Source organism: Paenibacillus sp. JT22N1 (assembly GCF_059692155.1).
The window spans coordinates 62,293-88,576 of sequence record NZ_JCAUAW010000014.1 but is presented as its reverse complement, the minus strand read 5'-3'; the positions used below and the strand labels follow the sequence as shown (position 1 = coordinate 88,576).

The window sequence follows — 26,284 nt, the reverse complement described above, 5'->3', positions numbered from 1 at the left end:
TTAGAGGATTAACGAGACAAGGGAGATATCGATGAAACGGGTATTACTCATAGAAGACGAAAAAAACCTAGTTCGTTTTATTCAATTGGAACTGGAGCATGAATCGTTCGAAGTACAGACAGCTTACGATGGAAAAACAGGATTAGCATTAGCCCTTCAAGACCATTGGGACTTGATATTGTTAGATATTATGCTGCCAGAACTGAATGGAATTGAGGTCTGTCGTCGTATTCGTGCAGCGAAGAAGACCCCAATCCTCATGTTGACAGCCAGAGATAGTGTTGTCGATCGTGTAACAGGCTTAGATAGTGGTGCCGATGATTATATGCCCAAACCTTTTGCCATTGAGGAATTATTGGCTAGGATAAGGGCTATTTTCCGTCGTATCGAACTCGATGGAAAAGACCCGCATGCTATGCTTTCTTTTCACAATATTGATGTCGATATAGATGCCCGAATAGTTTATAAAGACAAGCAAATCGTTGAGCTTACTAAACGTGAGTTCGACTTATTAGTGATGTTCATGAAAAACTTTAATCTCGTGCTGACGCGCGATATGCTTTTGGATCATGTATGGGGGTATGATTCGTTAGTGGAGACGAATGTTGTCGATGTTTATGTAAGGTATTTGAGGAACAAGTTAGATCAAGCTGGCGAGAATAGCTGTATTCAAACGGTTCGGGGAATTGGATACGTGATGCGATGATGGAACGATTAACTCGTTTAATTCGACTACTCCCCATCAAATGGAAGCTCATGTTAGGAGCAACTACACTCATCTTCCTTTTATTTGCAACCTATAATTTCTCCCAATATTTAGTTCTCAAGCAGTGGATGATGAATCAAGAGAAAGACAAAATTCAAGTTAGTATGGCGCAGCTTCAAGACTATTTACATGAAAAATCCAATACAATGGATGCCTTGCTGATAACGGAAGCTCGACCCTACATAGAAAAACTGATTGGAAAAAACCAATTAGTACGCATTATCGGAAAGAATGGAGAGCCACTTCTGACGGTATCGAATCATTTTGATGAAAATTGGGTTACACCTAGAACAGTGACAGCGCCAGAATTATTAGATACCACCCACAAGGAAGAACACATTCTCATTTATAGGAGTCCATTCATAACGACAAAGTTTGTTGGAACCTTAGAGTTCGCAAGTAATCTAGAAACGTTCGATCATTTTAGTCAGACGTTATTCTGGGTTATGCTGATCGGTGGGGTGTTGGCTATTTTCATTAGTGCAATTAGTGGTCTGGCTATCGCGAAGCAATTGATGCGTCCTATTCGGGCATTGGCAGCTACGATTCGAAGTGTGAAGGAGAAAGGGCTGACAGAGCGCGTTAGCAACATAGAAAATGGAGATGAATTATCCAGTTTAGCGCAGCTATTTAATGAATTGATGAATCAGTTGGAAGTCTCCTTTCGCCAACAAAAGCAATTTGTTGAGGATGCCTCACATGAGCTGAGAACACCAATCACGATATTGGAAGGTCACTTGTCCCTCTTAAATCGCTGGGGTAAATCGGATCCTGAAGTCTTAGATGAATCCTTGCAAGCTTCACTACAAGAGACTAGGCGCTTGAAAGGGATTGTCGAAGAACTTCTGACCCTAACAAGGGTAGAAACTCACCTCGATTCTGAAATCAATGAGCCCATTCAAATAGAACCCGTTATCCAAGAGACGCTCAAAAGATTTGAGGTTCTCAATCCCGAATTTGTATTTCAAGTGAATACGGAGAAAATGAGGGATGCCCTGGTATCCATAAGCCCGCTGCACCTGGAGCAAATTCTTTTGATCATTCTGGATAACGCGGTTAAATATACTATGCAAGATAGAAGGATCGTTATTGAGGGACTACGATTGTTAAATGAAGTGCAAATTACCATAGAAGATCATGGAATAGGCATTCCGCAAGACGAATTGCCTTATGTGTTTGATCGGTTCTATCGTGTTGATAAAGCAAGAAATCGTGAGATAGCGGGTACAGGGCTGGGGTTGTCCATTGCCAAGCAATTCGTACACAAGTATCAGGGGGAAATAACCATCCGAAGCAAGGAAAACGAAGGGACCACAGTTATAATTAAATTACCTATTAATCAAATTATGAAATAGGACATTTCTCATTTTGTTCTCATCTTCATCTTGTAAAGTCAATGTAAATGCTTATTTTTTAGAGCATTCAGTATAAATAAAGGAATGATGAAGATGAGCTTTACTCAGTTGGATTATCATTGGTTTCAACTTATTAATCAATTAGGGATTACCCTACCCGCTCTAAACCCAATTATGCGTTTGTTAGCTTCTTATGCGGAGTACGTGTTTTACATCGGGATTGTCATTTATTGGTTTACTAGGCATGAGGTCAAGCGTAGAATGGTTGCTGAAGCACTTCTATCCGCATGTGTGGCAGTAACTTTCAGCGGTTTACTTGCGCATTTCTTCTATCGGGATCGCCCGTTTGTCACACATAATGTCATTCAACTGATCTCTCATCCGGCCAATGCCTCCTTCCCAAGTGACCATGCAATCGGTGCTTTCGTAATAGCTACTTCCATTTGGATAAACCGGAGAAAAGATGGAAAGTTATGGCTTGTATTAGCAGCAGGTATTGCTTTCTCAAGAATATGGACAGGTATTCATTATCCATCTGATGTCATTGCAGGTGCTGTAATTGGAATTGCTGCCGCGGTCCTCATAAATCAGTTATTTAAGCGTTCGTCGCTGGCACTGAAATGGTTGACGAAATTCATCTATTGGTATGAAGCTGTCGAGTCAAGAATTTGGCGCAGGAACGAAGCGCCGCAATCTTCGGTAAACAAATTATGAATACATTCTGGGTGAAAGACCGTAAATGGGTGATTCTTAGTCTTGGAATTACACTGTTGATCGTCATTTTTGGTTTATGGACAATGTTCCATACACCATCTGTACAGTGGCATGATCGCACGTTCAAAGGTTTATATAAAAATTATGGATCTCAAGCAAGAATTTTATTATTTGTCGTTCTAGCGTACTATGTGCTCAAAACAATTATACAGAGACGATGGGTGGAACAATGGCTTATACTGAAAAGGGGTACTATTACCCTTTTGAAAATAACTCGGGAATTCCATACGCCTATCGCCATTCTTGCAATCGGCGTCATTTTTTTGCATATCGTGGGTGCTTTTCTATATGGTATCAAGCTAGACTTTGCTAATATCAGTGGACTGCTCGCAGGACTTGCCTTATTGCCTGTACCGATTGCAGGGGTATTTCGATCCCGAGGACTTGATCGGAAATGGCATTTGCGATTAGGGCTAATCTTCGCTGTTTTATTTTTGATTCATGCATTCCTTTGATAAGAGGGGAATGAAGGGAGGACACCAATTGAAAAAAACATATATGGCAGTATCGCTTCTCATGTTAGTGGTGACAGCTTGTTCCAATCCGGATCAAGGTCATGTAGCGACATCAACCCAACCACAAACTCAAACAGCAACTCCCGCTGCATCGAAAGCGGCTTCCCCTGTAATTACGAATAAACCTGTTGCACAAGAAGTACCAATACCGACCTTAACACCTTCACCTAGTCCGTTGTCCACGGCTTCAGCTCCACCGAAAGTGCCTAATCCGGCAGTTTCCGAAGGGGGTAAACCCGATCATGTTGTTATTGTGGTAGAAGAGAATCATTCCTATGAGAAATTGATTGGCAATGCCTCAGCTCCTTATATCAATACGTTGGCTGGACAAGGTGCATTCTTCACACATTCCTATGCGGTAACACATCCAAGTCAGCCTAATTATTTCGTCCTATTTTCCGGCTCAGACCAAGGTGTTAAAGATAATTCTTGCGGCCATGCATTTAAAACAGCTAATTTGGCAAGCGAACTAGTTAAGGCAGGCTATTCTTTCGCAGGCTACTCGGAGGATTTACCTTCGATGGGTTCAACCGCTTGTACGAATCACCAATATGGCCGAAAACACAGTCCATGGGTGAGTTTCTCCAATGTTGCCAAAGAGAGTAATCAACCTTTTGAACAATTCCCAAAAGACTTTAGCAAACTGCCAACGGTTTCTTTCGTCATCCCTAATTTGGATAATGACATGCATGACGGGACCATTCTAGGCGCAGATGATTGGCTGAAAAAACATATAGGTCCTTATGTAACCTGGGCTCAAAGCCATAACAGCTTGCTCATTCTAACGTGGGACGAAGATGATAATTCCAAAGACAATCATATCCCTACAATCTTTGTAGGACCTATGATCAAACCGGCCAAATATGATCAGCATATTACGCATTTGAATGTATTACGTACGTTAGAAGAGATGTATAAACTGCCTTATTTGGGCGGTACAGCTGATGTTACTACTATTCAAGGTATTTGGAAGTAAAGATAAAACCAAATAACTCACCCCCATGTGAAGCTGTATGGAAATCCGTTTAGTTGTTAAACGGATTTTTCTTTTTGTGGACAGAGAGTTAAGAAAGATTTAAGAAATGCTTCACAAGCACTTCACTTTTGTTGACTAAGATGTAGTTGTAAGCCCATAAGGAGAGACTTTGAGCTCCACTCAAAGATCCCTATATTAGGAGGAAAAAAATGAAAAAGAAATGGTTAATGTTAGGTAGCGCTGTTGGAATCAGTAGTATTGTCATGGTGACGACTGGGTTTAGTGCATTGGCGAGTACATCTGGGTATGATGCCTATAAATCTGCTCTGAAAAACACCAAAACCGTTCAAAATGTAGCTGTACAAGCATCAGCAGCTTTACAAGATAACGGTAATGTGCTTGCAAGTGCAAATGGAAACTTCAAAGTGAGCCTGGATACGAAAACGGCAAGCGGAACCGCAGATGTGTTAGCAAATGGTGCACAGCAATCGTTAAGCTTCTATAAGCAAAATGATCAAACCGTACTTAAATCTAACGCTAGCGATGTGTATTTCGTGAAACAAGAAGGCGGAAAGAAACACAAAACCGAGAAAAAGCTGAATGAAACTGACATTCCTCAGCAAGTAGAGACCGTTATCGACGCTTTAGTTGGTAATCTGAAGGACTATGTGGCCGTTGATACAAAAGCGGATGGGTCTAAAGAGATCGCCATTCAACTTGACAACGCTCAGATTCCTACTGTAGTCAACGCTCTTGCACCGATTGCAATTAAAGAAGCAACCAAAGAAGAGAATGACGGTGAGACTAATGATGACGCCGTAAAAGCAAATGAGCTGCCGTTCAAAGAAGATTTCTTGAAAAACGCGGCTCCACAGCTGACGCAAGATATCAAAATCGATAAAGTATCCATTAAGGCAACCGTAAATGCTAATAATTATATCTCTCATCAAGAAGCAGATTTAACGGTCTCTGGTAAAGACGATAGTGGAGCGGTGCACCAAGTTACCCTTCACCTTCAAGCGGATCTGTCCGGTTATAACAGCACAACACCTGAAACCATTGATCTGGCTGGCAAAACCGTACAAACATTAAAACATGATCACCAAGGTAAACAAGACGATAACGAATAATTATCAGCATTTGTAAAACTATTAGGTAACAGCAGATAGGCTTCCCTGTCCGAGCCTATCTGCTTTATCTTATAAGAAAAGGGGAATCTTAGTGAACACCATATTAGAGACGGCTCATTTAAGCAAAGTATATGGCAATGACCGGGGAATTCGTGATATGAGTCTCCAGCTGCATGCAGGAGATGTATATGGATTACTTGGGCCAAATGGCGCTGGAAAAACAACGTTTCTAAAGTTGATAACAGGTTTAATTCGTCCAGATCAAGGGACTATCACATTGTTTAATGCCAATCTCGTTGAACAATTCGAACAAGGTATGCAGCATGTAGGCAGCATGATTGAATCGGCAGATTTTCATGACTTTCTTAGCGCATGGCAGTACTTAGAACTTGTCGCCCGGTTCTATCCGAATGTCACGCCAAAGGGAATAGAAGAAGTCTTGGATCTTGTGGGCTTGTTCAAAGTTCGTAAGGAGAAAATCAAAGGCTATTCAACAGGTATGAAACAAAAGCTAGCACTTGCCGCGGCTATCCTGCCGGAACCTATGCTTGTCATCCTGGATGAGCCTACGAACGGTCTGGATATCGAAGGTACGGTGATGTTTCGAAAGTTGATTAAGCAGCTGTCCGATGAGAAGGGAACGTCTTTCTTAATCTCAAGCCATATGATTCATGAGCTAGAACAGTTATGTAATCGGGTTGGGATTGTCGTAGAAGGACATTTGAAGAAAGAAGGGTACGTATCCGAACTGCTGCAAAGCAATCAATCCTTAGAGCAATTCTATATAGACGAACTTCAACTTTCCAAGGAGGACAAAGATTGTGCATAGATGGCGCGCCGGTTACTTAAATGAACTTTACTTGCTGTTGTATCGGAAGAAAGTAGTTATGTTCGCTATCTTTTCAGCGATTCTTCCTGTACTGCTTGCCATTTCTCTCAATGCCTTACAACCAATTCTTGGGCTTATTGCCGTAAGCCAGTCCTTTCCGATTGAGATGTTAACGATTTATACAAGTATATGGATTCCACTGTTTATCTTAACGATTACTGGCGATTTATTCCCAAATGAAGTGGCATCAAGAACGCTGAAGCTTGCTTTGCTTCGTCCGAATTCACGCTTTCAAGTCTTTGGAACAAAAGTCGCTGCTCTCGGTACAGGTATTGCGGGAATTCTGATTCTACTCGGTATCGTTACCTTTATCTGCAACCTATTTGCTGGGACATCAGCCAATTTCACGGATTCGTTCCATATGTTGAAAGCTTACATCGCTGCATTTGTCTCCATGTTTGCTTTGTCAGCCTTGTTTGTATTCGTTTCTCAGTTTTTCAAAAGTGCCAGCAGCTTCATGGTCTTTTCACTCGTGCTATACGCGGCTGCCAAAATTGCTCCATTCTTGATGAGCTCTATTGCTGCGTTTTCACCTGCCTCCTATACGGATTGGCATATGTTATGGCTCAGTCAAACCGTTTCCGCGGGTAAGCTATTGACTACGTCTCTGTTCCTGATTTCCAGTTGTATGTTGTTTTTGGCACTTGGTTACTATAAATTTGATAGAAAAGAAGTATAAAAACGGGGAATCTACTCATGTCCATTCGTCTGAAGTTATTGCTTTCCTATGCGGCGATGCTGCTAATTCCACTTGTTATGATGATTATTACAGCTGTTCTATTGGTCGTTGTTTTTAAAGGCGATTTCCAAAGTATCCGTGATCAGTATGGATCTGGTATCGGACTATTCGAGAATCAGAATGTGGAACATACGCTTAAAGATATGAAACGTTCCTCGGAGAAAAATCCGTCCATCCTAGCCGACTCAGCGTACTTAGCGGATATTGATCAAGAGCTTCAGTTAAGTAATTCAAAGCTGGTTGTACGTAAGGATAATACGTTAATCTATGTTTCTCCAACCTTGCAAGGATCAGATGTACTCCAGCAGCTGCCTGCATTCAAGCACCCTGGACATCCAGAACGGGAAGATGCCAAGCGGTATGGGAGAGAGTTACTGGGAGTAACCTCTTTCGATTTTTATTATGTCGGACAACAACCGGGAAGTGTTTTCATTATTACGACGGTGAATCCGATCGTCAATTTCACGCAGAAATTTTTCCCTATTCTTTTTATCACGTTACTTATTATTCTGATTCTCACGCATACCTTGTTAACCTATTTTGTCTCAAAAAGTATCATTACCCCTCTCCGAAAGTTAAAGAATGCTATGAAAAGGATTCAATCTGGTGATCTAGATTTCCAAGTACAGATCACAAGTAAGGATGAAATTGGGCAACTCAGCATAGCCTTTGAACAAATGCGAAAACAATTGCGAGAGTCTATTCATACGCAAATTCAATACGAAGAAAATCGTAAAGAGCTTATCTCTAACATTTCACACGATATTCGGACACCTCTTACAGCGATTAGAGGCTATGTAGATGGTCTAGGTGACGGAATAGCCGATACCCCTGACAAAAAACAAAAATACATCGAAATCATTTCATCCAAGGCTGAAGAGATGGATCATTTAATTGATGAATTATTTCTATATTCCAAATTGGATTTGAAGCGGATGCCCTTCAATTTTGAAGTTGTTGATTTCGCATCTTTTTTAGAAGATTGGTCCGATGAACTTGAATTTGAACTTGGCAAACAAGGCGTTCATTATAAGTCAGATATCGCGTTACACAAGCATATTGAGGTCTCGATTGATCGGGATAAAATGAAACGCGTTTTCACTAACATAATGGACAATAGCTTAAAATATATGAATAAACCAGAGAAACATATTGGTCTGCACGCTAGGATAGCTGGGGAACATGTCATCATTGAAATTACAGATAATGGAGTAGGTATGGATGCGGAGGCGCTTCCGCATATTTTTGATCGCTTTTACCGAGCAGATCCGTCCAGGAACAGTAATAATGGGGGGAGCGGTTTGGGATTAGCGATTTCGAAGCAAATGATCGAAGGTCATGGCGGATCCATTGGGGCGCGCAGTATGAAAGGTGAAGGGACTTGTATGACTATCAACTTGCCGCTTAGAAGGCACAAAGACGGTGAAAACGAATGAAACGACTATTAATTGTAGAAGATGAACAACTTATTGCTGAACTCGAACGTGATTATTTGGAAGTGAGTGGCTTTAAAGTTGATATCGCGATGGATGGCGAGCAAGGTTTGAAGCTAGGTCTCAGTGGAGAGTATGATCTAATCATTCTTGATGTCATGCTCCCTCTATTGAACGGATTCGAAGTATGCAAGCAAATTCGCGAGAAGCATCAAATTCCTATCCTGATGGTAACTGCAAAAAAAGAGGATATCGATGTAATTAGGGGCCTTGGTCTTGGGGCAGATGACTATATTACAAAGCCGTTTAAACCTGGAGAACTGGTTGCAAGAGTTAAAGCGCATTTGGCACGCTATGAGCGATTAATAGGCACCAAAGAAAACAGTGAAGAAATTCGCATACATGGTCTTTTGATCGATTATGGTTCCCGTCGCGTTTTCGTTCATGAGCAGGAAATTAGCCTTACGACGAAGGAATTTGATTTACTCTATTTTTTGGCTATGAATCCGAATCGTGTGTACAGCAAGGATCACCTTTTCGACCGTATATGGGGAATGGAAGCAATGGGAGATCCACAGACTGTTACGGTCCATATTCGTAAAATAAGAGAGAAGATTGAAATAGATGCATCCAACGCTCAATATATTGAAACGGTATGGGGTGCAGGTTATCGTTTTCGCTTATAGATGTATGCGATGAAAGGTGGTTATTCCTTGAGCATGAATGAGAATCCTCGTGTATTGATACTTACAGCTAGCTATGGTAACGGACATCTACAAGCTTCAAAAGCCTTGCAGCAGCAATTCTTGAGGCAAGGTGTAGATCAGGTGAAGATTGTCAATCTGATGCAAGAAGGCCATCCATTCATTAACTTAATTACTACCTCGCTAATAAACAAAAGCACAAAAAGTTCTCGCATAGGACTTGATTATTACGGCTGGAGCTATTACTTAACCCGTGAAACCAAACGGACCGCTTTATTCCAGAGATCCATGACCTATCTTGGTAAAAAGAAGTTGAGAGAACTTATTCATCAAGAGCGTCCGGATGTTGTTGTTAACACCTTCCCATTTGGCGCATCGCCGGAAGTGTGCAGTTCTATGGGTATTACGAATGTCACTGTACTTACGGATTACGCTTTACATGCCAGTTGGTTACACCCGAATGTAGATAAATACTATGTGGCTACGGAAGAATTAAAACAGCAAATCATTTTCAGAGGATTCAGCAAGGACCGTATTGAGGTTAGCGGAATTCCGTTGCGACAAGAGTTCGCAAATGAGAGGAATACCAACACCCAAAGTCAAAAAAAGAAGATCATTCTTATTATGGCATCAGACAGCGGTGTCACTAGCTATATAGAGGAAATGTTAAATGAGCTAGCTTTACTGGACAATTGTCAATTGGTCGTTGTTTGTGGCCGAAATGAGAGGTTGAAAGGTAAGCTTGAAGACGAATTTGCTGCTTTTCCGGGTATAACGATTCTTGGATTTGTTGACAATGTGCATGAATGGATGTCTCAGGCAACTTGTATTGTAACGAAAGCAGGGGGATTAACATTGACAGAGGCTATTGTTTTACGACTGCCTATCTTTATTTATAGGCCCTATGCCGGTCAAGAAAAGGAAAATGCCTTATATCTCTCTAGCCGCGGGATGGCTTCGATTTCTACTAATATGAAGGAATTTACCAGTAAAATCAGTTATTTAATCAATCATCCAAGCTTGCATGAAGAAATAAAAGAACGCATGAGAGCATTGCAACGAAGTCAAGCGGCTGTTCACATCGTGAATGATATGATGCTTAGAATGAATATTAAACCAGTTTCGCTATCCATATAAGATGAGAGTATTGATCCGGATGAAGGAGAGTCTAGATGATTAAAAGCGGAGATCATGAAGAAAGTAAAGTCATTTAATGAATGAAAAAAGCTCCTTCACAGATGGATATCTGTAAGGAGCTTTTTGCAGGTAAGGACAGCGGTATATGATGGAACTAAGTGAATATCCGGATTAGTTAATCACGCGGCGAGCAGTTTTGTAATTTCTGCTCCACCAACCGGAATTCATATCTGAAATCGTTACGCCAGGATTGCCGTACGTGTGAAGAACCTTACCATTACCCATATAAATACCGACATGATGAATGGGTGAATAGAAGAAGACAAGGTCTCCAGGTTGAAGCTGATTTCTAGGCACAAATGTACCTACCTGTGATTGCTGCTTGGATGAACGGGGCAAACTAATCCCATTCTTCCCATATACATATTGCGTAAAAGACGAGCAGTCAAATGAACTTGTAGTGCTTTTCTGTGCTCCGAAATTGTAGCTCACGCCAAGGTACTGCTTACCTGTAGAGATAATACTATTTGCTTTACCAGACATCGATGTCGAAGCTGCTGTTATATAAGCTGCGCTTGCAGCATGTGCGGATTGAGGTGCCGCTATTAGATTAGCTGATGCAAATAAGGATACACTAAGTGTAATTCCTAATAGCGATTTACTTAGGCGGTTCTTTTTCATGTTGTTCATGATTGGTTGTCCTCCTTCAGGATCGTGTTTTAGGCTTCCACCTGGGATAACCTTAACACATCAAGAATGACCTATAGATTACCAACGATAGGGGAATACTAGGTCAAATCAGGCTGAAACGAGGTTTATTAGAAAACCATGAGAATCCAATGAGGCCAAAAACCTTGACAAGAAAGAACAAAGGTATGTTCCACATCTCATTTTATTCTCATGGTCTTCTCACATTCCTATGGTACGATTATTACGAGGCAGGTGAACAAAATGAATCATCATACTATGATCAATTTAATCACCCAATATGGCTATCCGGGTATATTTTTGTTACTTTTCATTGGCATCGTAGGCATACCGCTTCCGATTGAGATTATTCTGCTTGGAGCAGGCTATATAGCGTTAAAAGCTAATCTTCATATAGGTGGTATCATCGGTTTTGCTTGGCTTGGTGCTTGTGCCGGGATGACACTTAATTACCTGCTAGGAAAAAGTGTTGGTTTAAAACGAATCAGCAAGGTAACAAAGTGGATTAAGCTTTCCGAGAACAGATTAGAAAAGTGGGCAGAACATTTTAAAAAGCATGGTGCCATTTTACTTTTAGTTGGCTATTATGTAGCTGGGCTAAGGCATGCCGCTCCTTTCATTGCAGGGGCTACGAGAATGCGGTTCACCAAATTCATGAGTATCTCGTACTTTGGCGCTTTGGCTTGGATTTTGGTTATTGTTCTTCTTGGTCAAAAGCTTGGAAAAGCGTGGCACCACATCTATACACAATTCCATCATCCAATATGGATTATTGTCGCGGCTGTTATTATAGGTCTTGGCTTGTTAACTAAGATGATGGTTCGCCAACGCCGTCTAACCTCATAAAGCAAATAAACCTCCAGTCCCATTCAAGTGGGATTGGAGGTTTTTACTAACATTAGGAAACAAAAGTTACTTACGTTTTTTGGGTAAGAATCGGCCGTTCGCTCGCGAATAACGCAGAACTTTGAAGAACATTTTTTTATCATTTAATTGGTTAAATATAAAGGGGTCAGGCGCTGTGTTTACTTCTAGTACCCATGGTTTCAAAGCTTTATCGATACCAATATCAACACCAATTTCTTTAAATCCCGGATAAATCTTCTGGTAATGCGTTGCGATTTGATATCCTAGATGTCGTAAGCATTTGATATAATCATCTTTTTTCTGATTCTTTAAGTAGGGAGCAAGTAATAATTCTAATGGCAGCGGTTTACCGCTATTATGAAAGTTCGTCACTATTTTGTGTGGATGAGCAACACGACCGATATAACCAGTAGCTTCCCAAGTTTTCTTAGGGCTTTTTTGTACCATAATGCGTGTGTCGAAAATTTTATTTTGATGGGTTAAGAGATGAATGCCTTGCTGGACCAAATAGGATCTGTTTAACTTGGCTTTGTTTAGAGCACCGAATAAACCTAAATAAGTTCGAAAGGATTTTGCTGCTTTTCCGGACTGAAATCGATAAGTCTCATTTTTCTCTACACGAATAATGCCCTGGCCGGAAGTGCCATTGTTGGGTTTGACATAAACCATCTTATATTTATTTAGCATAGCAAGCAGGTTCTGTTGACTGTAGATTCTTGTTTCCGGAACAAATTTGCGAAGTTCTTTGTTTAATAAGAGAACTTTCGTCTTGATCCATTTGCTGCCGACTGTACTAGCTCGATTCATTGACATAACAGCACCTCTACGTGGAATTTTTCGACGCATAAATCTTTTCTAATTTGCTTGCAGTGGCTCGCCAACTAAATTTTCTTGTTACATCTAGCCGGGCTTGCTTGGCCAGTCTTTTGGCCTTAGAAGGGTCTTTGGCTAGTTTAATAATTTCTTTAGCAAATGCCTCAGGGCTTCGATAATTCACAACTAAAAGTCCATTGTGCTCGTGCTGTATAATTTCGGGAATCCCGCCATTTCTGGAGGCGATCGCTGGAATGCCGGATGCCATCGCTTCCACATTCACTAGTCCAAATGCTTCATGACCTTGAGATGGGCAGACGAAACAATCCCCAGATCGATAGAAACGAGGCATTTGACTGCGTGAAACGTAACCCTTGAATTTCACTGGAATTCGAAGTGAGGAAGCTAATTGTTTCAAGTATTGCTTGTAGCTTGGCTTGCCAGTTCCGCCGGCAATGTAAAGCTTCGCTGAAGGGATGGATTTTCTAACGATCTGTGTGGCTTTCATCAGCACGGGAATTCCTTTCTTCGGAATTAACCTGCCTGCAAACAGAATGACAAAGCGACCGCCTGTTGAATGCTCTTTCTCTTTACGAGGACGGAATTGAGCGAGATCAACGCCCAAATGAACGTAACGTACCTTATGGCTGATTTTTGGGAAGGTTCGTTTCAGGTGATTTTGCAGCGAAAGGCTGTTGCAAATAATGCGATTAGCACCACTGAGATCGCTTGCGGCTTGTTTTTTGGATGTCATAGGTGGGGAAATAAACGTCGTTGAATGCAAAAAAACAGAGATAGGCGTATGTGGGAATGCTTTTCTTACGGCATGCACAAATCTAGGGCGATTATCGATTTGAATCCTATCATAATGATGTCCTTTGACAGTCTTAAGTACATTAGATAAATAGGCTCGTTTATTGGAACCGGATACTCGAAGAATTGTGATATGACCTAATCTGCTTTTCTTCGGGTAATTGGCGCGCAGTCGACTTATAATGGTCACTCTATGCTTAGGGGATATTTTTTTGGCAATTTGGTAAATACAATGTTCCACAGAGCCTCCGACGGGAGGAGGGACGGGGATTTGTTCAGGAGCAATAATCAGAATATGCATAATAAGAACCTTCACCTCTTGGCTTCATTTGATGTTTCCAGTTATCATATTCAAAGGAAGTGAAGGGACTTGGAGTAAAGTCTACTTGGAAAAATAAAATTTTTCGATCGTTACCATATTGCAGCCATTTATAAAGTGGGATACACTGAGGCGACAGATTCTGATCACTTAGAAAGTTCAATTAAGGAGCGATACTCTCTTGAAGACATTAATTATTGCGGAAAAACCCGATATGGGACGTAATATAGCCGCCGCAATAGAGCCCAAAGCCAAAAATATGAGGTCCCATCTAGAAGGTGAACAATATATCATCACCTGGGCAATTGGACACTTAATTGAGTTGGCTGAACCTGATCAATACGATGATAAATATAAAAAATGGAATATTAACCACCTGCCGATTATTCCAGATGAATTTAAGTTGATTCCAAACCCGCGGACGTACGATCAGCTTAAGGTGATTGCAGAGCTTGCGAAGAAATGCGACATGCTTGTTAATGCGTGCGATGCGGGGAGAGAAGGGCAGCACATCTTCTCGCTTATTCAGCGGCATCTTAAACTGAATCAGCCTGTTAAGCGTCTCTGGATTTCCGATTTAACCTCGGAGACGATTCGAAATGGCTTCGCAACATTAAAGGATGGTGCTGAATACGAGAATTTAACGCGCGCCGCGCGCTCACGCAGTGAAGCAGACTGGCTAATCGGAATGAATGGCTCACGTGCATTCACAACGAAGCATAACGTCCTGCTTTCCGTTGGCCGCGTCCAAACGCCCGTACTTGCGCTTATTTATGACCGTCAGAAGCAGATCGAAGCCTTCTCTTCGCTCAAATTTTATGAGCTAGAGGGGCATTTTACACAAGGCGAGACGACGTATAGAGGCATGTGGCAGGGAGAGCGTTTGACGGACGGACCTAAGGTCGAAGCGCTTGCAGCCAAAGTCAAAGGGAAACCAGCACGGATTATTTCCTATGAAGTGAAAGAGACGAAGGAATACCCGTTCAAATTGTATGACTTGACACTGCTTCAGCGTGAGGCGAATGGGAAATACGCCTTCTCGGCAAAGAAGACGCTGGATACGGCTCAGGCACTTTATGAGAAGCATAAGGTCATTTCCTATCCTAGAACCAATTCCAACTATGTGACTGAGCAAAATATTCCGGAAATGCACAAGTCCTTATCCGCTTTACAAGGAACGGCTTACCATGATCTTGTGCAAGGGGCAAATCGTAATCTGGTGCACAAAAATAACAAGTTTATTTGCAATCCGAGCAAAGTTGAAGATCACCATGCGATCCTTCCAACGAATCGCAAAGCATCGGGATTGAGTCCGGATGAACAGAAATTGTACGATTTGATTGTAAGGCGTTTCTTATCCCAGTTCTATCCACCGGCTGAGTATAAGGTTCATACAGTGATGACTGAAGTTGAACAAGAAATGTTTAAAACAACGGTCAAAGAACTGCTCCAATTAGGTTGGAAGGTCATCTACGCTGATCAGAAAAAGGAAAAGGCGAAGAGCACGAAGGGCAAGGAGAAGGATGAGGAAGAAGACGAAGAGGTTGAAGTAAACGAGCCTTTCTCAATCGATCCACAGGGGAATGTCCTTTGCCATGACGCGATCGTGAAGGAAAAAGATACGCAGCCGCCTAAGCACTTTAATGAAGGAACGCTGCTCAAAGCCATGGAAAGCGCCGGCAAGCAGATTGAGGATGAGGAACTCCGCGATGCGATGAAGGATTCGGGACTCGGCACTCCAGCAACTCGTGCAGCGACCATCGAGCGTCTCAAGAAGGTTGGTTACATCGACATGCAGGGCAAGAAAATCGTCTTGACCCAGAAGGGGAGAACGGTTGTTGAATTAATTCGCGGCGCAGGCATTGAGCTGCTGACTTCACCTGAGATGACTGGGCAATGGGAGCGCAGGCTGAATGAAATTTCCCGAGGAACAGCTTCGGACGAGCAGTTTATGCATAACGTCAAAAGATTCGCAACGCTTATCGTTGATAAGGTTCGCGTGCAGGCTAGAGCTTCCAAAACAGCTTTCGAAGGCGAGACGCCTCCTGCAGGTGCACCCAAACGCGGTTCTGCACGATCGAGTGCGGCATCAACAGGCGGCACCAAAACAGCAGCTGCAGCTAAGAAAGCGGCTCCTGCTAAACAAACAGATGGAGCTAGTACGTTCCTAGCTACTTGTCCAAGACCAGGGTGCGGAGGCTCCCTTTTCATGGGACGTAAAGGTTACGGCTGCTCGCATTATAAGGAAGGCTGCAAATTCGTCATCTGGAAAGAAAGCTTTGGCCGGAATCTAACGGACGCTCAAGTTCAAGCGCTCGTAAATAAAGGGAAAACGACGAAGCTGAAGCTCGTACTTGCTGATGGTACAGCAGCGGATGGACGAATCGTGCTGAGAAACATCGATACGGGTGAGCTCGGCACGGAAACGGAGTGATAGGAGGAAGAATGGTGAGCCATTTAACAAACGACTGGGCTTCTTTATTGGGTTCAGAGTTTCAAGAGCCCTATTTCCATGCTTTGCAAAATTTTCTCAATGATGAATACACAACACAAACTATTTTTCCTGAGCAAAATGAGATTTATAGTGCACTTCATTTAACATCTTATGCGAATACCAAAGTCGTTATTTTAGGACAAGATCCCTATCACGGTAGAGGCCAAGCCCATGGCCTCAGTTTTTCCGTTAAACCAGGTATACCGACACCGCCATCTTTGCAAAATATGTATAAAGAATTACAGTCTGACCTTGGCTGCTATATCCCTGATAACGGCTACTTGAAGGTTTGGGCAGAACAAGGCGTGCTGCTATTGAACACGGTTCTAACAGTAAGAGCAGACATGCCGAATTCGCATAAGGGAAAAGGGTGGGAACGTTTTACAGACAAAATCATAACGACGCTAAGTGATCGGGAGAAGCCGATCATTTTTGTACTGTGGGGAAGTCATGCACAGACCAAGCAACGTCTCATTGATACAACGAAGCATGTTACCATAAAATCAGTTCACCCAAGTCCGCTTTCTTCGTATCGCGGATTTTTTGGCAGTAAGCCTTTTTCGCAAGCGAATGCGTATCTTAGAGATCTTGGAAGTTCGGAAATTGATTGGCAAATACCAAATTTATTGGCAAGGAGCGGGAGTAATGAGCGACCATAAAGAATTCATTTATGTCTTACGATTAAAACCTGCTTTTCTAGACCGCAGCATTTGGACAGAAAGAGAAGAAAAAATTGTTGAAGAGCACTTTCAATACCTTTTACAGTTGAAAGAGGAGGGAGAGCTCATTTTAGCAGGAAGAACACAAACTTTTGACGAAAAAACATTTGGCATTGTTATCCTAAGGGTGGATAATGAGTTAGAAGCTACACTGATCATGGAACAAGACCCTGCTGTTGCTAATCAACTTATGACCAGTGAATTGTTTCCCTACAGTATTGCAGTTATGTAATTAGTCTGCCAGTTGTTCTGGCGAGAAATCAAAGGAGTGAATCCAATGAAATTTCAAGAATTTAAGTACGAAAGACCCGACTTTAGCGCTTTTGAAATTAAATTTAAGGAGCTTTTAGAGGCGTTTAAACGAGCAAATTCGTTTGGCGATCAAGACCAAGCGATGGAAGCCATCGTTAGCCTGCGAAGTGAATTGGAATCTATGGAATCTATTGCGCGGATTCGTCACAGTGTGGATACAAATGATGAATTTTACAAAGCTGAGCAAGAGTATCTCGATGAAATTGAGCCTTTATATCAAGGGTTGATTACAGAGTTTTATAAAGCACTCATTGAATCCTCCTATCGTTCAGAGTTAGAAGTCAAATGGGGGAAGCAGCTGTTTACGATTGCCTCCTTATCATTGAAAACCTTTTCGCCGGAAATTGTTGAAGATCTCGTACAAGAAAACAAACTGGCCAGTGAATATTCTAAGCTGCTTGCTTCTGCGAAGCTAATTTATGCAGGGGAAGAACGAAATTTATCCCAACTCGTGCCTTTTCAATTATCAACAGACCGAAAAGTCCGTAAAGAAGCGAATGATGTGAAATATAGCTTTTTTATAGAGAATGAAGCGAAATTGGATGAACTGTATGACCAATTAGTGAAGATTCGTGCGCTCATCGCTAAGAAGCTCGGATACAACAATTTTGTTGAACTCGCGTACGCTCGTTTGAACCGCTCAGATTATAATGCCAAAGACGTGGAAGTATTTAGGAATCAAGTTCTTGAACACATTGTACCGGTGGCATCCAAACTAAAGGAACGGCAGAAGGCTAGAATTGGCGTAGACTCGCTGCACTATTATGATGACAAGTTTGGTTTCGCCTCAGGGAATGCGACGCCAAAAGGCGATGCGGATTGGATTGTGGAACAAGCTCGTAAGATGTATGCAGAGCTATCCCCAGAAACGGATGATTTTTTTACCTTTATGATCGATAACGGTTTGATGGATCTAGTGGCTAAGAAGGGAAAACGCGTAGGTGGTTATTGCTCTTATATTAGTACATACAAAGCACCATACATTTTCTCTAACTTTAACGGAACTTCAGGTGACATTGATGTCTTAACGCACGAAGTAGGTCATGCTTTCCAGGGCTATAGCAGCCGAGAGTTTCAAGTACCTGAATACATATTCCCTACCTTGGAAGCCTGTGAAATCCACTCCATGAGCATGGAGTTTCTCGCTTGGCCTTGGATGTCGTTGTTCTTCGAGGAAGACACAGATAAGTATAAATTCAAGCATCTAAGTGAATCACTCTTATTCATTCCATACGGTGTTGCGGTAGATGAATTTCAACACAGGATCTATGAGCAGCCGGAAATGACACCCGCTGAGCGTAAGCTAGTTTGGCGCGAGGTTGAGCGCAAATATTTGCCGCATCGTGTATACGAGGATAACGACTATTTGGATAGAGGGGGCTTTTGGCAGCAGCAGGCCCACATTTACAAAAGCCCGTTTTACTACATTGATTACACACTTGCGCAAGTGTGTGCGTTTCAATTCTGGAAACGAGCTAATGAAAATCAAGAATTAGCTTGGGAGGATTACTTAAGACTTTGTCAGCAAGGCGGAAGTCTGAATTTCACAGAGCTTGTTCAAGTCGCGAAGCTAATTTCACCCTTCAAAGAAGGCTGTGTGGCATCGGTAATTGGTCATATCGATTCATGGCTTGATCAGGTTGATGATGCTAAGCTTTAAATCATAGGCTGGACATGAGTGATTTGCAGTCCGCTGTCACAGTCCTTACCAGTTTCATAGGAGCGATTGCCGAGAACTTCTTCTAAGGCTTGGTAATCAGCCGAAGAACCTCGTTGTAAGGCTTGTATGGCTGCTTGGAGGACGATTTGTCCATCTTCCATCGCAATATCCCATAAGTCCCAAATGCTGTATGTGTACGTTTCATCTAATGATGTAGGACAATTCCAAACCGTCTTGGCTTCGTTTAAATAATCAAGCGGAGCCGGATGCTTGGTATAGACCAAAGGCGATATTTGACCGAAGGTGAATAAACGTTTGATTCCTTTCGGATCGTGGAACAAGCGTTGAGCTCGAATCATGTCGATGTAAGCATCGTTCCAATCCTTCTCAGAAACCTGCGATGCATGGTCAGGATAGTGAATGGCAGCAGCGTGGGCAAGCGCTGGAACAATGCCGAGGGGCAGAGCTTCTCCAACATCTATTTCTTTCCATACAGGCGTATTCCATGTCTGTAGTCCAAGTTTGCGACGAACAATGAGTGTGTCCATAATAATCTCAAATCGTTGGTGATCCCATTTCTTGAAGCCTGATTTGTAAAAAACGTAGGGATGCATGTTGCGGTCGAGAATATGGTGTGTAAGGAATCCAAGTGCATAAACAACAGCGGGATTATACAAGCCCCTGCCTTGCATATGGGAAAGTAGATCCATTAAGAACGGACCGCATGCTTTCGTATGCATGAGACTTCCCAATTGATTGAGTTTCTTGTCTTTTTTCCAAGGTAAGAAGTTATGATAGAACAAGAAATCCGGTCCTTGGCAGCCAAGGGAGAAAACATGTCGCAGCTGCTTATCACTAAGCATATTGGCATGCCCCAATTGGTTCATTAATTCTTGACCGAAAATCAGATGTGTCCAGATGTTAGGCAATTGTGCCCCTCCTAATAAGTGATGTACAAACATACATGAAAGAACCATTTTATTTTATCATAAAGAGGAATTTTAAGGGCACATTTCATGAACTATTTGATCAACTAAGAGCTGTTACAGGAGGAATAATCTTTACATCGTCGAATTCAAACATTTGGTGATGGAAACCATCCATGTATTATTAAGATGGGGGATAAATGAATGGATATGCTTTCGAGAACGGAACCGTCATTTGCCGCGGTATTCGAATTCACAACGATGGGCATGGCGATTATTTCGCTCAATGGTCAATGGATGAAGATGAATAACAGCCTAAGCGCGATAACTGGATATTCGGAAGAAGAATTATTATATACGGATATAACTACGATCTTTTTGTCAGAAGAGACCGACAAACTGCTTCGACACTTAGAGCAATTGTTGTCTGGGGATTTGCGCTCTTTTCAGATCGAACAAAGAATGAAGTCAAAAGAGGGAACAATTATAAGGGTGGAATGCGGGATTTCGCTAATTAGAAACTCTGACAATGAACCTCTTTATTATATGGCCCAAATGAAAGATCTCTCGATAAAGTCCGAGATGGAACGTAAACTTGAGGAGAGTGAACAGCGGTATAATTCATTAATTGAGCATAATCCTGCGGGGATCTTAACAAGTGATTTGAACGGTTTGATCATTAGTGTGAATCCTGCTATGGAGCGGATTCTGGGTTACACGAAGACGGACATGGTTGGACTATCTATCCATCAATTCTGGGAACAAGAAAAACAAGAGAATCCAACAGAATACCCGACCGATAGTGTGCTCTTGCAGACGGATAATTACATGCTTCGGGTTACGCAAAAGAGTGGTGATAAGATTGAATTAGGCTTAAAAAATGTGCCAATTATCGTGAATGGGATAATAGAAGGCGTTTATATTATCGCTAGAGATATCACGCAGCATAATAAAGACCGGGAGTCATTGAGAGTTGCGCAGCAGGATCTGCATGACACTGTTCGCAGACAGCAAGGAATGACCATGAAGTTCAGAGAAATGCGAGGGAAATTCATTCATACCTTATGTGACGGTGAACTTCTGTATAGGCTCGGCTATAAGCCATCGCATATCATTGGTAACGGCTTATATGAGATATGGCCATTTTATATGGCTGCTAATCTCGATAAGTATTACCGCAGGGCATGGAGCGGGGAAGAAAATGTCATGTATGAAGCCACATTCCGGGGGATTACGTATTTGACATCTTTACGTCCCATTTTTGAAAATGGCCGCGTGGTTGAAGTGATCGGCTCTTGTGTGGACATTACGGAACGTAAACAGATGGAAATGAAGCTTAGAGAAACGAAGGAGCTGCTGGAATCTTTTATTAATAATACAACAGATGCCATCTGCGTTCTTGATCAACGGTTTAAGGTTATTTCTGTAAATTCCGCCTATGAGAAAGTATTTGGTTGGAATCAGGATGAGCTTCTAAACCAACCATTGCCCATATATCCAGATTTCTTGGAAGAGCATCCGAAAGAAATTCATGACATATTGAAAGCCGGAAATCAAATTTCAGGGTTAGAGACTGTTCGAGTTCGTAAAGATGGACAACTCATTCATGTAAGTGTGACCAAAACGCCAATTAAGAATGAGAAGGGCGAGATTATCGGGTTCGCTGGTATTACGCGAGATATTACAGAACGGAAACGAACAGAAGAATTGTTGCGTAAATCAGATAAACTCTCTGTCGCAGGCCAGTTAGCAGCAGGGCTTGCTCATGAAATCAGAAATCCGCTCACGTCACTCCGAGGTTTCTTGCAGCTGCTGCAGAACGATATGAAGGGAAAACAGCACTATTTTGACATCATGCTGTCCGAATTGGATCGGATTAATTTCATCGTTAGCGAATTCCTCGTTATTGCGAAACCGGAAGCTATTCACTACAAAAGAAGTGATTTGATCAATATATTACAAACCGTGATTGCGCTGCTTGATACGCAGGCTAATCTTTGCAATGTGCAGCTATTGCTCGAGTTTGAGTCTGATATTCCGGAGTTCGTTTGTTCCGAGATGCATCTTAAGCAATTGTTTATTAATTTGGTGAAAAATGCGATTGAAGCCATAACGAAGGATGGACAAATTAAGATTACCGTTTCCATGCAGGGCAGCGAGATGATCCGAGTGAGGACTCAGGATAATGGATGTGGCATACCAGAGGAGCGGGTCAAGCAATTAGGTGAACCTTTCTATACAACGAAGGAAAAGGGCACAGGACTCGGACTAATGATGTGTTTCAAGATCGTTGAAGCGCACAAAGGCACAATGTCGATTCAGAGCCAAATTGGAGAAGGAACCATAATTGATGTGTTTTTGCCGACGCAGACGATAAGTAAGGACATGAGTGATTTCGAATAGCATGAATGTAAAAACCGCCAGACCTGTCAATTAACAGGAACGGGCGGTTTTATTCATTTCTAAAAACGGATACTAAATTCATTCGACTCTCTGGAATACCATTTCGTCATCGAGGAGTCTTGTTCACAATGAATTTGTACTTCATCAGGTGTATATTTTACGATAAAACCCGAATTTACCTGATAATAAACGCCTAATGAATCTAACGACCAAACATAAACAGGTGTCTTTGTAAGAGCGGCAATGAAAATTTCTGTATCTGTTTCCAGTAGTTTGGTTCCGTAAATCATCTTCACACCTCTGTCTTAGTATTTTGAAAAAACAGCGCTTATTACTAGTGACAGCATGAACTTACAAACAATCACAAACTGTTCCTATTTTTTTGTAGCGTTTCGGTTTTATACCAAGTACAATCAAAGTTGTGCAATTTTGAATACGATTGACAGGGAGAATCAGCATGAAATTCGCAGTTCAATATATATCATTTTTTGTGATCCAAGGGGAAGGTGCCGACGCGGCATAGGCTAAAAATTATCGCCATTATCAGACTTTGGACGAAAACGATTATGAAGATAGTGCGTTACAACAATTCCTAGACGGTGAGTTCGTGCGAATTGCTAAACGCAAAGTTGAGCGTAACCCGGTAGCTGAGCAGGTGCCTACGAAAATAGGGCGTTTCATTACTGAGCCAGGCTTCGAATTAGAAAGCAATCCGAACTATAATCTATTCGCGCGTCTGCGCTATGCAGAGAACAAACAGGACTTTCTTAATGTTAGTGATGAACTTTTGAATGCTTATCTGAACACAAGCGCGGTCAGGGGCGGAGCTTTTCTTGTCGCAAGCGCGAAGCTTAATCAATATTTCGATGATCCCTTTCACATGCTCGTTACTTTGAGGATTTCCTAAAATATGTAGAATATGAGCAGTCCATGCCAGAAATATTGCATCATCAAGTTCTAGGGCTCGTTCAGCAGCAGTTAGAGAGAGACTATCAGCATAAACCTGAGGAACGTGAGCAGGAAGAAAAGGATTTGGAAATCTGGGCAGCCAGTGAAAAGCGCGAGCTTCAGGAGAAGTGGACACCGACTCAGGTCATGGATGCCGCCAATTATTTGGCCCAGCAGAAGCCGGATCTGGAAATGCGCATTAAGCTTGATCATATCAGTGTGAAGGCGCAGCTTGCCGATTATGGACGCAAGGTTCACATTGCCAGACAAGGTGAACGGTATGTCATCCTGATTGAAGGCGATTATTTACACTTTGAAAAAGGTGTATCACCAGTTGAATTGCTAAGACCAGATGATCTTCATGCTGTCATTGAGCGGATTACAAGAGAAGAAGAAAACGATAGATAAACGTAAAAAAATAGGGTTCCCACCACTATGAATTCCTTGTATAATAGGGAAGCTTTGCAAGAATTGACTAACGGTAAATTAGGAATGGGCAGAAGGAGAAAGGGGTCAATGGCTGTGATCGTGGTTGGGGGAATGATTGGTCTAGGTAAAACATCTGTATCGACTTTGCTTGGACAAGAATTAAATTCAAATGTTTATTATGAAAGTGTTGATGATAATCCGATACTTCCGCTTTTTTACACGGCAACTCCGGAAGAAATTGAGAAGAAGCGATATCCGTTTTTACTTCAATTACACTTCTTGAATACAAGATTTAAGGCAATTAAACAAGCGTTAGTACATAATCGAAATGTACTGGATAGAAGTATCTATGAGGATTGGTACTTTGCCAAAGTGAATCGGGAGTTAGGTCGTATTTCACAGCTGGAATTTGATGTTTATGAGGGGCTTGCGGACAATATGATGTCTGAGCTTGCCGAGCTTCCTAAGAAAGCGCCGGACCTCATGGTTTATCTAAAAGCTTCATTCGAAACGGTTATGTACCGCATCGGACTGCGGGGACGCAGCTTCGAGCAAGATCAATCTTTAGTTGATTATTATCGGCAGCTTTGGTCAGGTTATGATGACTGGGTGATGAATCATTATCATGCCTCTGAAGTGTTGATTGTAGATATGGATCGTGTTGATGTTGTGAATCGTTCAGAAGATGCGATCGAATTAGTTGAGCAGGTACGTGCCAAGCTTTCCGAATTAGTCATCGTTTAAAATGGAAATATCGATGGGCCCCCTCATACCGAGGGGGTCTTTCGAATTATGTAGGAGTTTAATTGGGTTTAGAAATTAAAGGTGATCTAGATCTTTCCTTTTTACTTTCATTTGGTTATAAAGTCCTGTGAAATTACATATACTATCGAAATATGACGGTATTTATCTCTATTTGTTGTATCTCGAGTAAAATTATTGTATGATACATTATGTATCATGCAAAGAAGTGAATTCTTCAATGGAAGAGTAGGTGATGAGTTTGTTATTTATCGTATGTTACAGAGGAAAGCCTATGTGCCCGCCACTTTCTAAATTGGCAGCAAATGAGAAAATGATGAAGTTAAGCCGATTTTTCTCTAATCTTGAGATCGTTGAGGTTAAACAACAATTAGTTGCAACATAACAGAATATAAACTTCATGCCCTCATAATAACGCACCTCCTTAACCTTTGGTTTTAGGAGGTTTTTGTCTTGACTGGATTATGTTACAGTAGATGGAAATGGTTTGTAGGTTATGGAGGGCAACATGACTAATATCTTACCTACTACTAGGAAAGCAATTATCATTGGAGCTGGAATTGGTGGATTAACGACAGCGCTATTCTTACAAAAGCAAGGTTGGGAAGTTGTCATCTACGAGAAAAAGAAAGAGCTATCCGAGTTCGGTGCCGGAATTGTATTAGCTGCGAATGCCATGCATGTATTAACGGAACTTGGCTGTGATGAACAAGTGAGGGTAGCAGGCGCTAAAGTTGGAATGGCTGAAATTCGCTCATGGGATGGTAAACCGATTACTTCAGTTCCCGTCTCGAAGCAAGCCGCTCAATACGGAACTTATAGCTACCTTATTCATCGCGCTAAGCTTCAAATGATTTTATTTCAACAACTAAATGAACGAACAACCGTTTATATGAATAAAAAACTGATAACTTTTGAACAGGATCCGCATCGGGTTATTGTCTATTTTGATGATGGAACAGAAGATACCGGGCATATCTTAATCGGTGCAGATGGCATTCATTCACGAGTGGCACATCTATTATTTGGCATAGAACAGCTGCGGTATTCAGGTTTTAGAGCTTTCCGGGGTATTACTACGTTCTTGGATAAGCGATATATTCCAGAGATCGGTGGAGGATTTGAGGCATGGGGAAGAGGACGACGGTTTGGTTTTTCCCAAATTGGCGAGGGACAAGTTTTTTGGTTCGCTGCAATCAACACAGTTTCAGGGACAGGTGTGGATCGTAAGAAGGACTACGTTCTTAAGCAATTTGAGGGCTGGCATAATCCGATTGAGCAGGCTATCCAGTCAACAGATGAGGGGTCAATATTAACGCATGACATTCATGATCGTAAACCACTTGAAAGATGGAGCCGAGGGAGAGTAACACTGCTTGGTGATGCGGCTCATCCTATGCTGCCTAATCTCGGGCAAGGAGGCGCTCAGGCGATGGAGGATGCTTTGATATTAGCTAGATTTCTAGAGGGAATTTCAATGCTTTCATTAAACAGCGTGACAGCGGCATTTCATTCTTATGAAAGTAATCGCAAACCCCGAACCAATCAAGTTGTGCGTCAATCCAGACGAATGGCTCGCATCGTGCAAATGAGTAATCCGGCTGCTATTATGCTGCGTAATCAGGTGCTTAGACTTCTTCCTGATGTTGTCCAAATGAAGCAATTGGATTGGCTTCTGGGTTATCGCGTGTAA

Annotated in this window: 24 protein-coding genes and 1 pseudogene; 20 read left to right on the top strand and 5 right to left on the bottom strand. The window is 41.9% G+C overall.

All coding sequences use genetic code 11. From position 1 onward, the window contains the following. The first annotated feature begins 31 nt into the window (after positions 1-31). The 11 genes from AC58UU_RS25505 (at position 32) to AC58UU_RS25455 (ending at position 10,418) form a co-directional block, all read left to right on the top strand. On the top strand, positions 32-706 hold the full coding sequence (locus AC58UU_RS25505) for a response regulator transcription factor (RefSeq protein ID WP_497319854.1): 675 nt from the start codon (positions 32-34) through the stop codon (positions 704-706). Then, the gene (locus AC58UU_RS25500; RefSeq protein WP_497319853.1) at positions 703-2,121 is read left to right on the top strand and encodes a HAMP domain-containing sensor histidine kinase; all 1,419 of its coding nucleotides are present in this window, start codon (positions 703-705) and stop codon (positions 2,119-2,121) included. The genes AC58UU_RS25505 and AC58UU_RS25500 overlap by 4 nt, the downstream gene beginning before the upstream one ends. 93 nt (positions 2,122-2,214) lie before the next feature. Then, entirely contained in the window at positions 2,215-2,835 is a 621-nt protein-coding gene (locus AC58UU_RS25495; protein WP_497319851.1) for a phosphatase PAP2 family protein, read from the top strand. Further along, on the top strand, positions 2,832-3,350 hold the full coding sequence (locus AC58UU_RS25490) for a hypothetical protein (protein ID WP_497319850.1): 519 nt from the start codon (positions 2,832-2,834) through the stop codon (positions 3,348-3,350). Before AC58UU_RS25495 ends, AC58UU_RS25490 begins: the two co-directional genes overlap by 4 nt. Before the next feature lie 28 nt (positions 3,351-3,378). After that, positions 3,379-4,386, top strand: a complete 1,008-nt coding sequence (locus tag AC58UU_RS25485; protein ID WP_497319849.1) for an alkaline phosphatase family protein — start codon at positions 3,379-3,381, stop codon at positions 4,384-4,386. A gap of 209 nt (positions 4,387-4,595) precedes the next feature. Next, positions 4,596-5,516, top strand: a complete 921-nt coding sequence (locus tag AC58UU_RS25480) for a hypothetical protein (RefSeq protein WP_497319848.1) — start codon at positions 4,596-4,598, stop codon at positions 5,514-5,516. A gap of 91 nt (positions 5,517-5,607) precedes the next feature. Next, the gene (locus AC58UU_RS25475; RefSeq protein WP_497319847.1) at positions 5,608-6,345 is read left to right on the top strand and encodes an ABC transporter ATP-binding protein; all 738 of its coding nucleotides are present in this window, start codon (positions 5,608-5,610) and stop codon (positions 6,343-6,345) included. Next, a complete protein-coding gene (locus tag AC58UU_RS25470; RefSeq protein WP_497319846.1) occupies positions 6,338-7,084 on the top strand; it encodes a DUF2705 family protein in 747 nt (248 codons plus the stop codon). The genes AC58UU_RS25475 and AC58UU_RS25470 overlap by 8 nt, the downstream gene beginning before the upstream one ends. Before the next feature lie 17 nt (positions 7,085-7,101). Beyond that, positions 7,102-8,580, top strand: coding sequence for a sensor histidine kinase (locus AC58UU_RS25465; RefSeq protein ID WP_497319845.1), 1,479 nt, complete (start codon positions 7,102-7,104; stop codon positions 8,578-8,580). Further along, a complete protein-coding gene (locus AC58UU_RS25460; RefSeq protein ID WP_497319844.1) occupies positions 8,577-9,263 on the top strand; it encodes a response regulator transcription factor in 687 nt (228 codons plus the stop codon). The genes AC58UU_RS25465 and AC58UU_RS25460 overlap by 4 nt, the downstream gene beginning before the upstream one ends. Then, positions 9,264-10,418, top strand: a complete 1,155-nt coding sequence (locus AC58UU_RS25455) for an MGDG synthase family glycosyltransferase (protein WP_497319843.1) — start codon at positions 9,264-9,266, stop codon at positions 10,416-10,418. A gap of 171 nt (positions 10,419-10,589) precedes the next feature. Here the strand turns inward: AC58UU_RS25455 and AC58UU_RS25450 are convergent, their stop codons facing one another. Then, the gene (locus tag AC58UU_RS25450) at positions 10,590-11,108 is read right to left on the bottom strand and encodes a C40 family peptidase (RefSeq protein WP_497319842.1); all 519 of its coding nucleotides are present in this window, start codon (positions 11,106-11,108) and stop codon (positions 10,590-10,592) included. A gap of 276 nt (positions 11,109-11,384) precedes the next feature. Between AC58UU_RS25450 and AC58UU_RS25445 the strand changes: the two genes are divergently transcribed. After that, the gene (locus tag AC58UU_RS25445) at positions 11,385-11,972 is read left to right on the top strand and encodes a DedA family protein (RefSeq protein ID WP_497319841.1); all 588 of its coding nucleotides are present in this window, start codon (positions 11,385-11,387) and stop codon (positions 11,970-11,972) included. Between the two features lie 66 nt (positions 11,973-12,038). On the opposite strand, the gene AC58UU_RS25440 is transcribed toward AC58UU_RS25445, so the two are convergent. Together AC58UU_RS25440 and AC58UU_RS25435 are read right to left on the bottom strand one after the other, a co-directional pair. Beyond that, positions 12,039-12,806: a YheC/YheD family protein gene (locus AC58UU_RS25440; RefSeq protein ID WP_497319840.1), complete on the bottom strand. Its 768-nt coding sequence runs from the start codon at positions 12,804-12,806 to the stop codon at positions 12,039-12,041. Positions 12,807-12,816: 10 nt separating this feature from the next. Then, positions 12,817-13,920 (bottom strand): glycosyltransferase family 4 protein, encoded by a 1,104-nt coding sequence (locus AC58UU_RS25435; RefSeq protein ID WP_497319839.1) that lies wholly within the window; start codon positions 13,918-13,920, stop codon positions 12,817-12,819. Between the two features lie 199 nt (positions 13,921-14,119). Between AC58UU_RS25435 and AC58UU_RS25430 the strand changes: the two genes are divergently transcribed. Genes AC58UU_RS25430 through AC58UU_RS25415 form a run of 4 tightly spaced genes read left to right on the top strand, consistent with a single transcriptional unit; the run spans position 14,120 to position 19,123 of the window. Further along, on the top strand, positions 14,120-16,372 hold the full coding sequence (locus AC58UU_RS25430; RefSeq protein WP_497319838.1) for a type IA DNA topoisomerase: 2,253 nt from the start codon (positions 14,120-14,122) through the stop codon (positions 16,370-16,372). A gap of 11 nt (positions 16,373-16,383) precedes the next feature. After that, positions 16,384-17,091 carry a uracil-DNA glycosylase gene (locus AC58UU_RS25425; protein ID WP_497319837.1) on the top strand — a complete coding sequence of 236 codons (708 nt, stop codon included), beginning with the start codon at positions 16,384-16,386 and terminating at the stop codon, positions 17,089-17,091. Next, positions 17,078-17,383: a YciI family protein gene (locus AC58UU_RS25420; protein WP_497319836.1), complete on the top strand. Its 306-nt coding sequence runs from the start codon at positions 17,078-17,080 to the stop codon at positions 17,381-17,383. Before AC58UU_RS25425 ends, AC58UU_RS25420 begins: the two co-directional genes overlap by 14 nt. Positions 17,384-17,428: 45 nt before the next feature. Continuing rightward, entirely contained in the window at positions 17,429-19,123 is a 1,695-nt protein-coding gene (locus tag AC58UU_RS25415) for a M3 family oligoendopeptidase (RefSeq protein ID WP_497319835.1), read from the top strand. On the opposite strand, the gene AC58UU_RS25410 is transcribed toward AC58UU_RS25415, so the two are convergent. Then, positions 19,120-20,052, bottom strand: a complete 933-nt coding sequence (locus tag AC58UU_RS25410) for a zinc dependent phospholipase C family protein (protein WP_497319834.1) — start codon at positions 20,050-20,052, stop codon at positions 19,120-19,122. The genes AC58UU_RS25415 and AC58UU_RS25410 overlap by 4 nt on opposite strands. Positions 20,053-20,253: 201 nt before the next feature. Between AC58UU_RS25410 and AC58UU_RS25405 the strand changes: the two genes are divergently transcribed. Beyond that, positions 20,254-22,452, top strand: a complete 2,199-nt coding sequence (locus AC58UU_RS25405) for a PAS domain S-box protein (RefSeq protein ID WP_497319833.1) — start codon at positions 20,254-20,256, stop codon at positions 22,450-22,452. A 59-nt stretch (positions 22,453-22,511) separates the two neighbouring features. Here AC58UU_RS25405 and AC58UU_RS25400 read toward each other — a convergent pair whose 3' ends face one another. Beyond that, complete coding sequence (locus AC58UU_RS25400; protein WP_497319831.1) at positions 22,512-22,742, bottom strand: hypothetical protein; 231 nt, start codon at positions 22,740-22,742, stop codon at positions 22,512-22,514. 167 nt (positions 22,743-22,909) lie between these two features. On the opposite strand from AC58UU_RS25400, the pseudogene AC58UU_RS25395 reads away from it, so the two are divergent. The 3 genes and pseudogenes from AC58UU_RS25395 (at position 22,910) to AC58UU_RS25385 (ending at position 26,284) form a co-directional block, all read left to right on the top strand. Beyond that, a pseudogene (locus AC58UU_RS25395) lies at positions 22,910-23,808 on the top strand (DUF3900 domain-containing protein). Positions 23,809-23,916: 108 nt separating this feature from the next. Further along, positions 23,917-24,573: a deoxynucleoside kinase gene (locus tag AC58UU_RS25390; RefSeq protein WP_171645564.1), complete on the top strand. Its 657-nt coding sequence runs from the start codon at positions 23,917-23,919 to the stop codon at positions 24,571-24,573. Positions 24,574-25,099: 526 nt separating this feature from the next. Continuing rightward, on the top strand, positions 25,100-26,284 hold the full coding sequence (locus tag AC58UU_RS25385) for an FAD-dependent oxidoreductase (protein WP_497319829.1): 1,185 nt from the start codon (positions 25,100-25,102) through the stop codon (positions 26,282-26,284).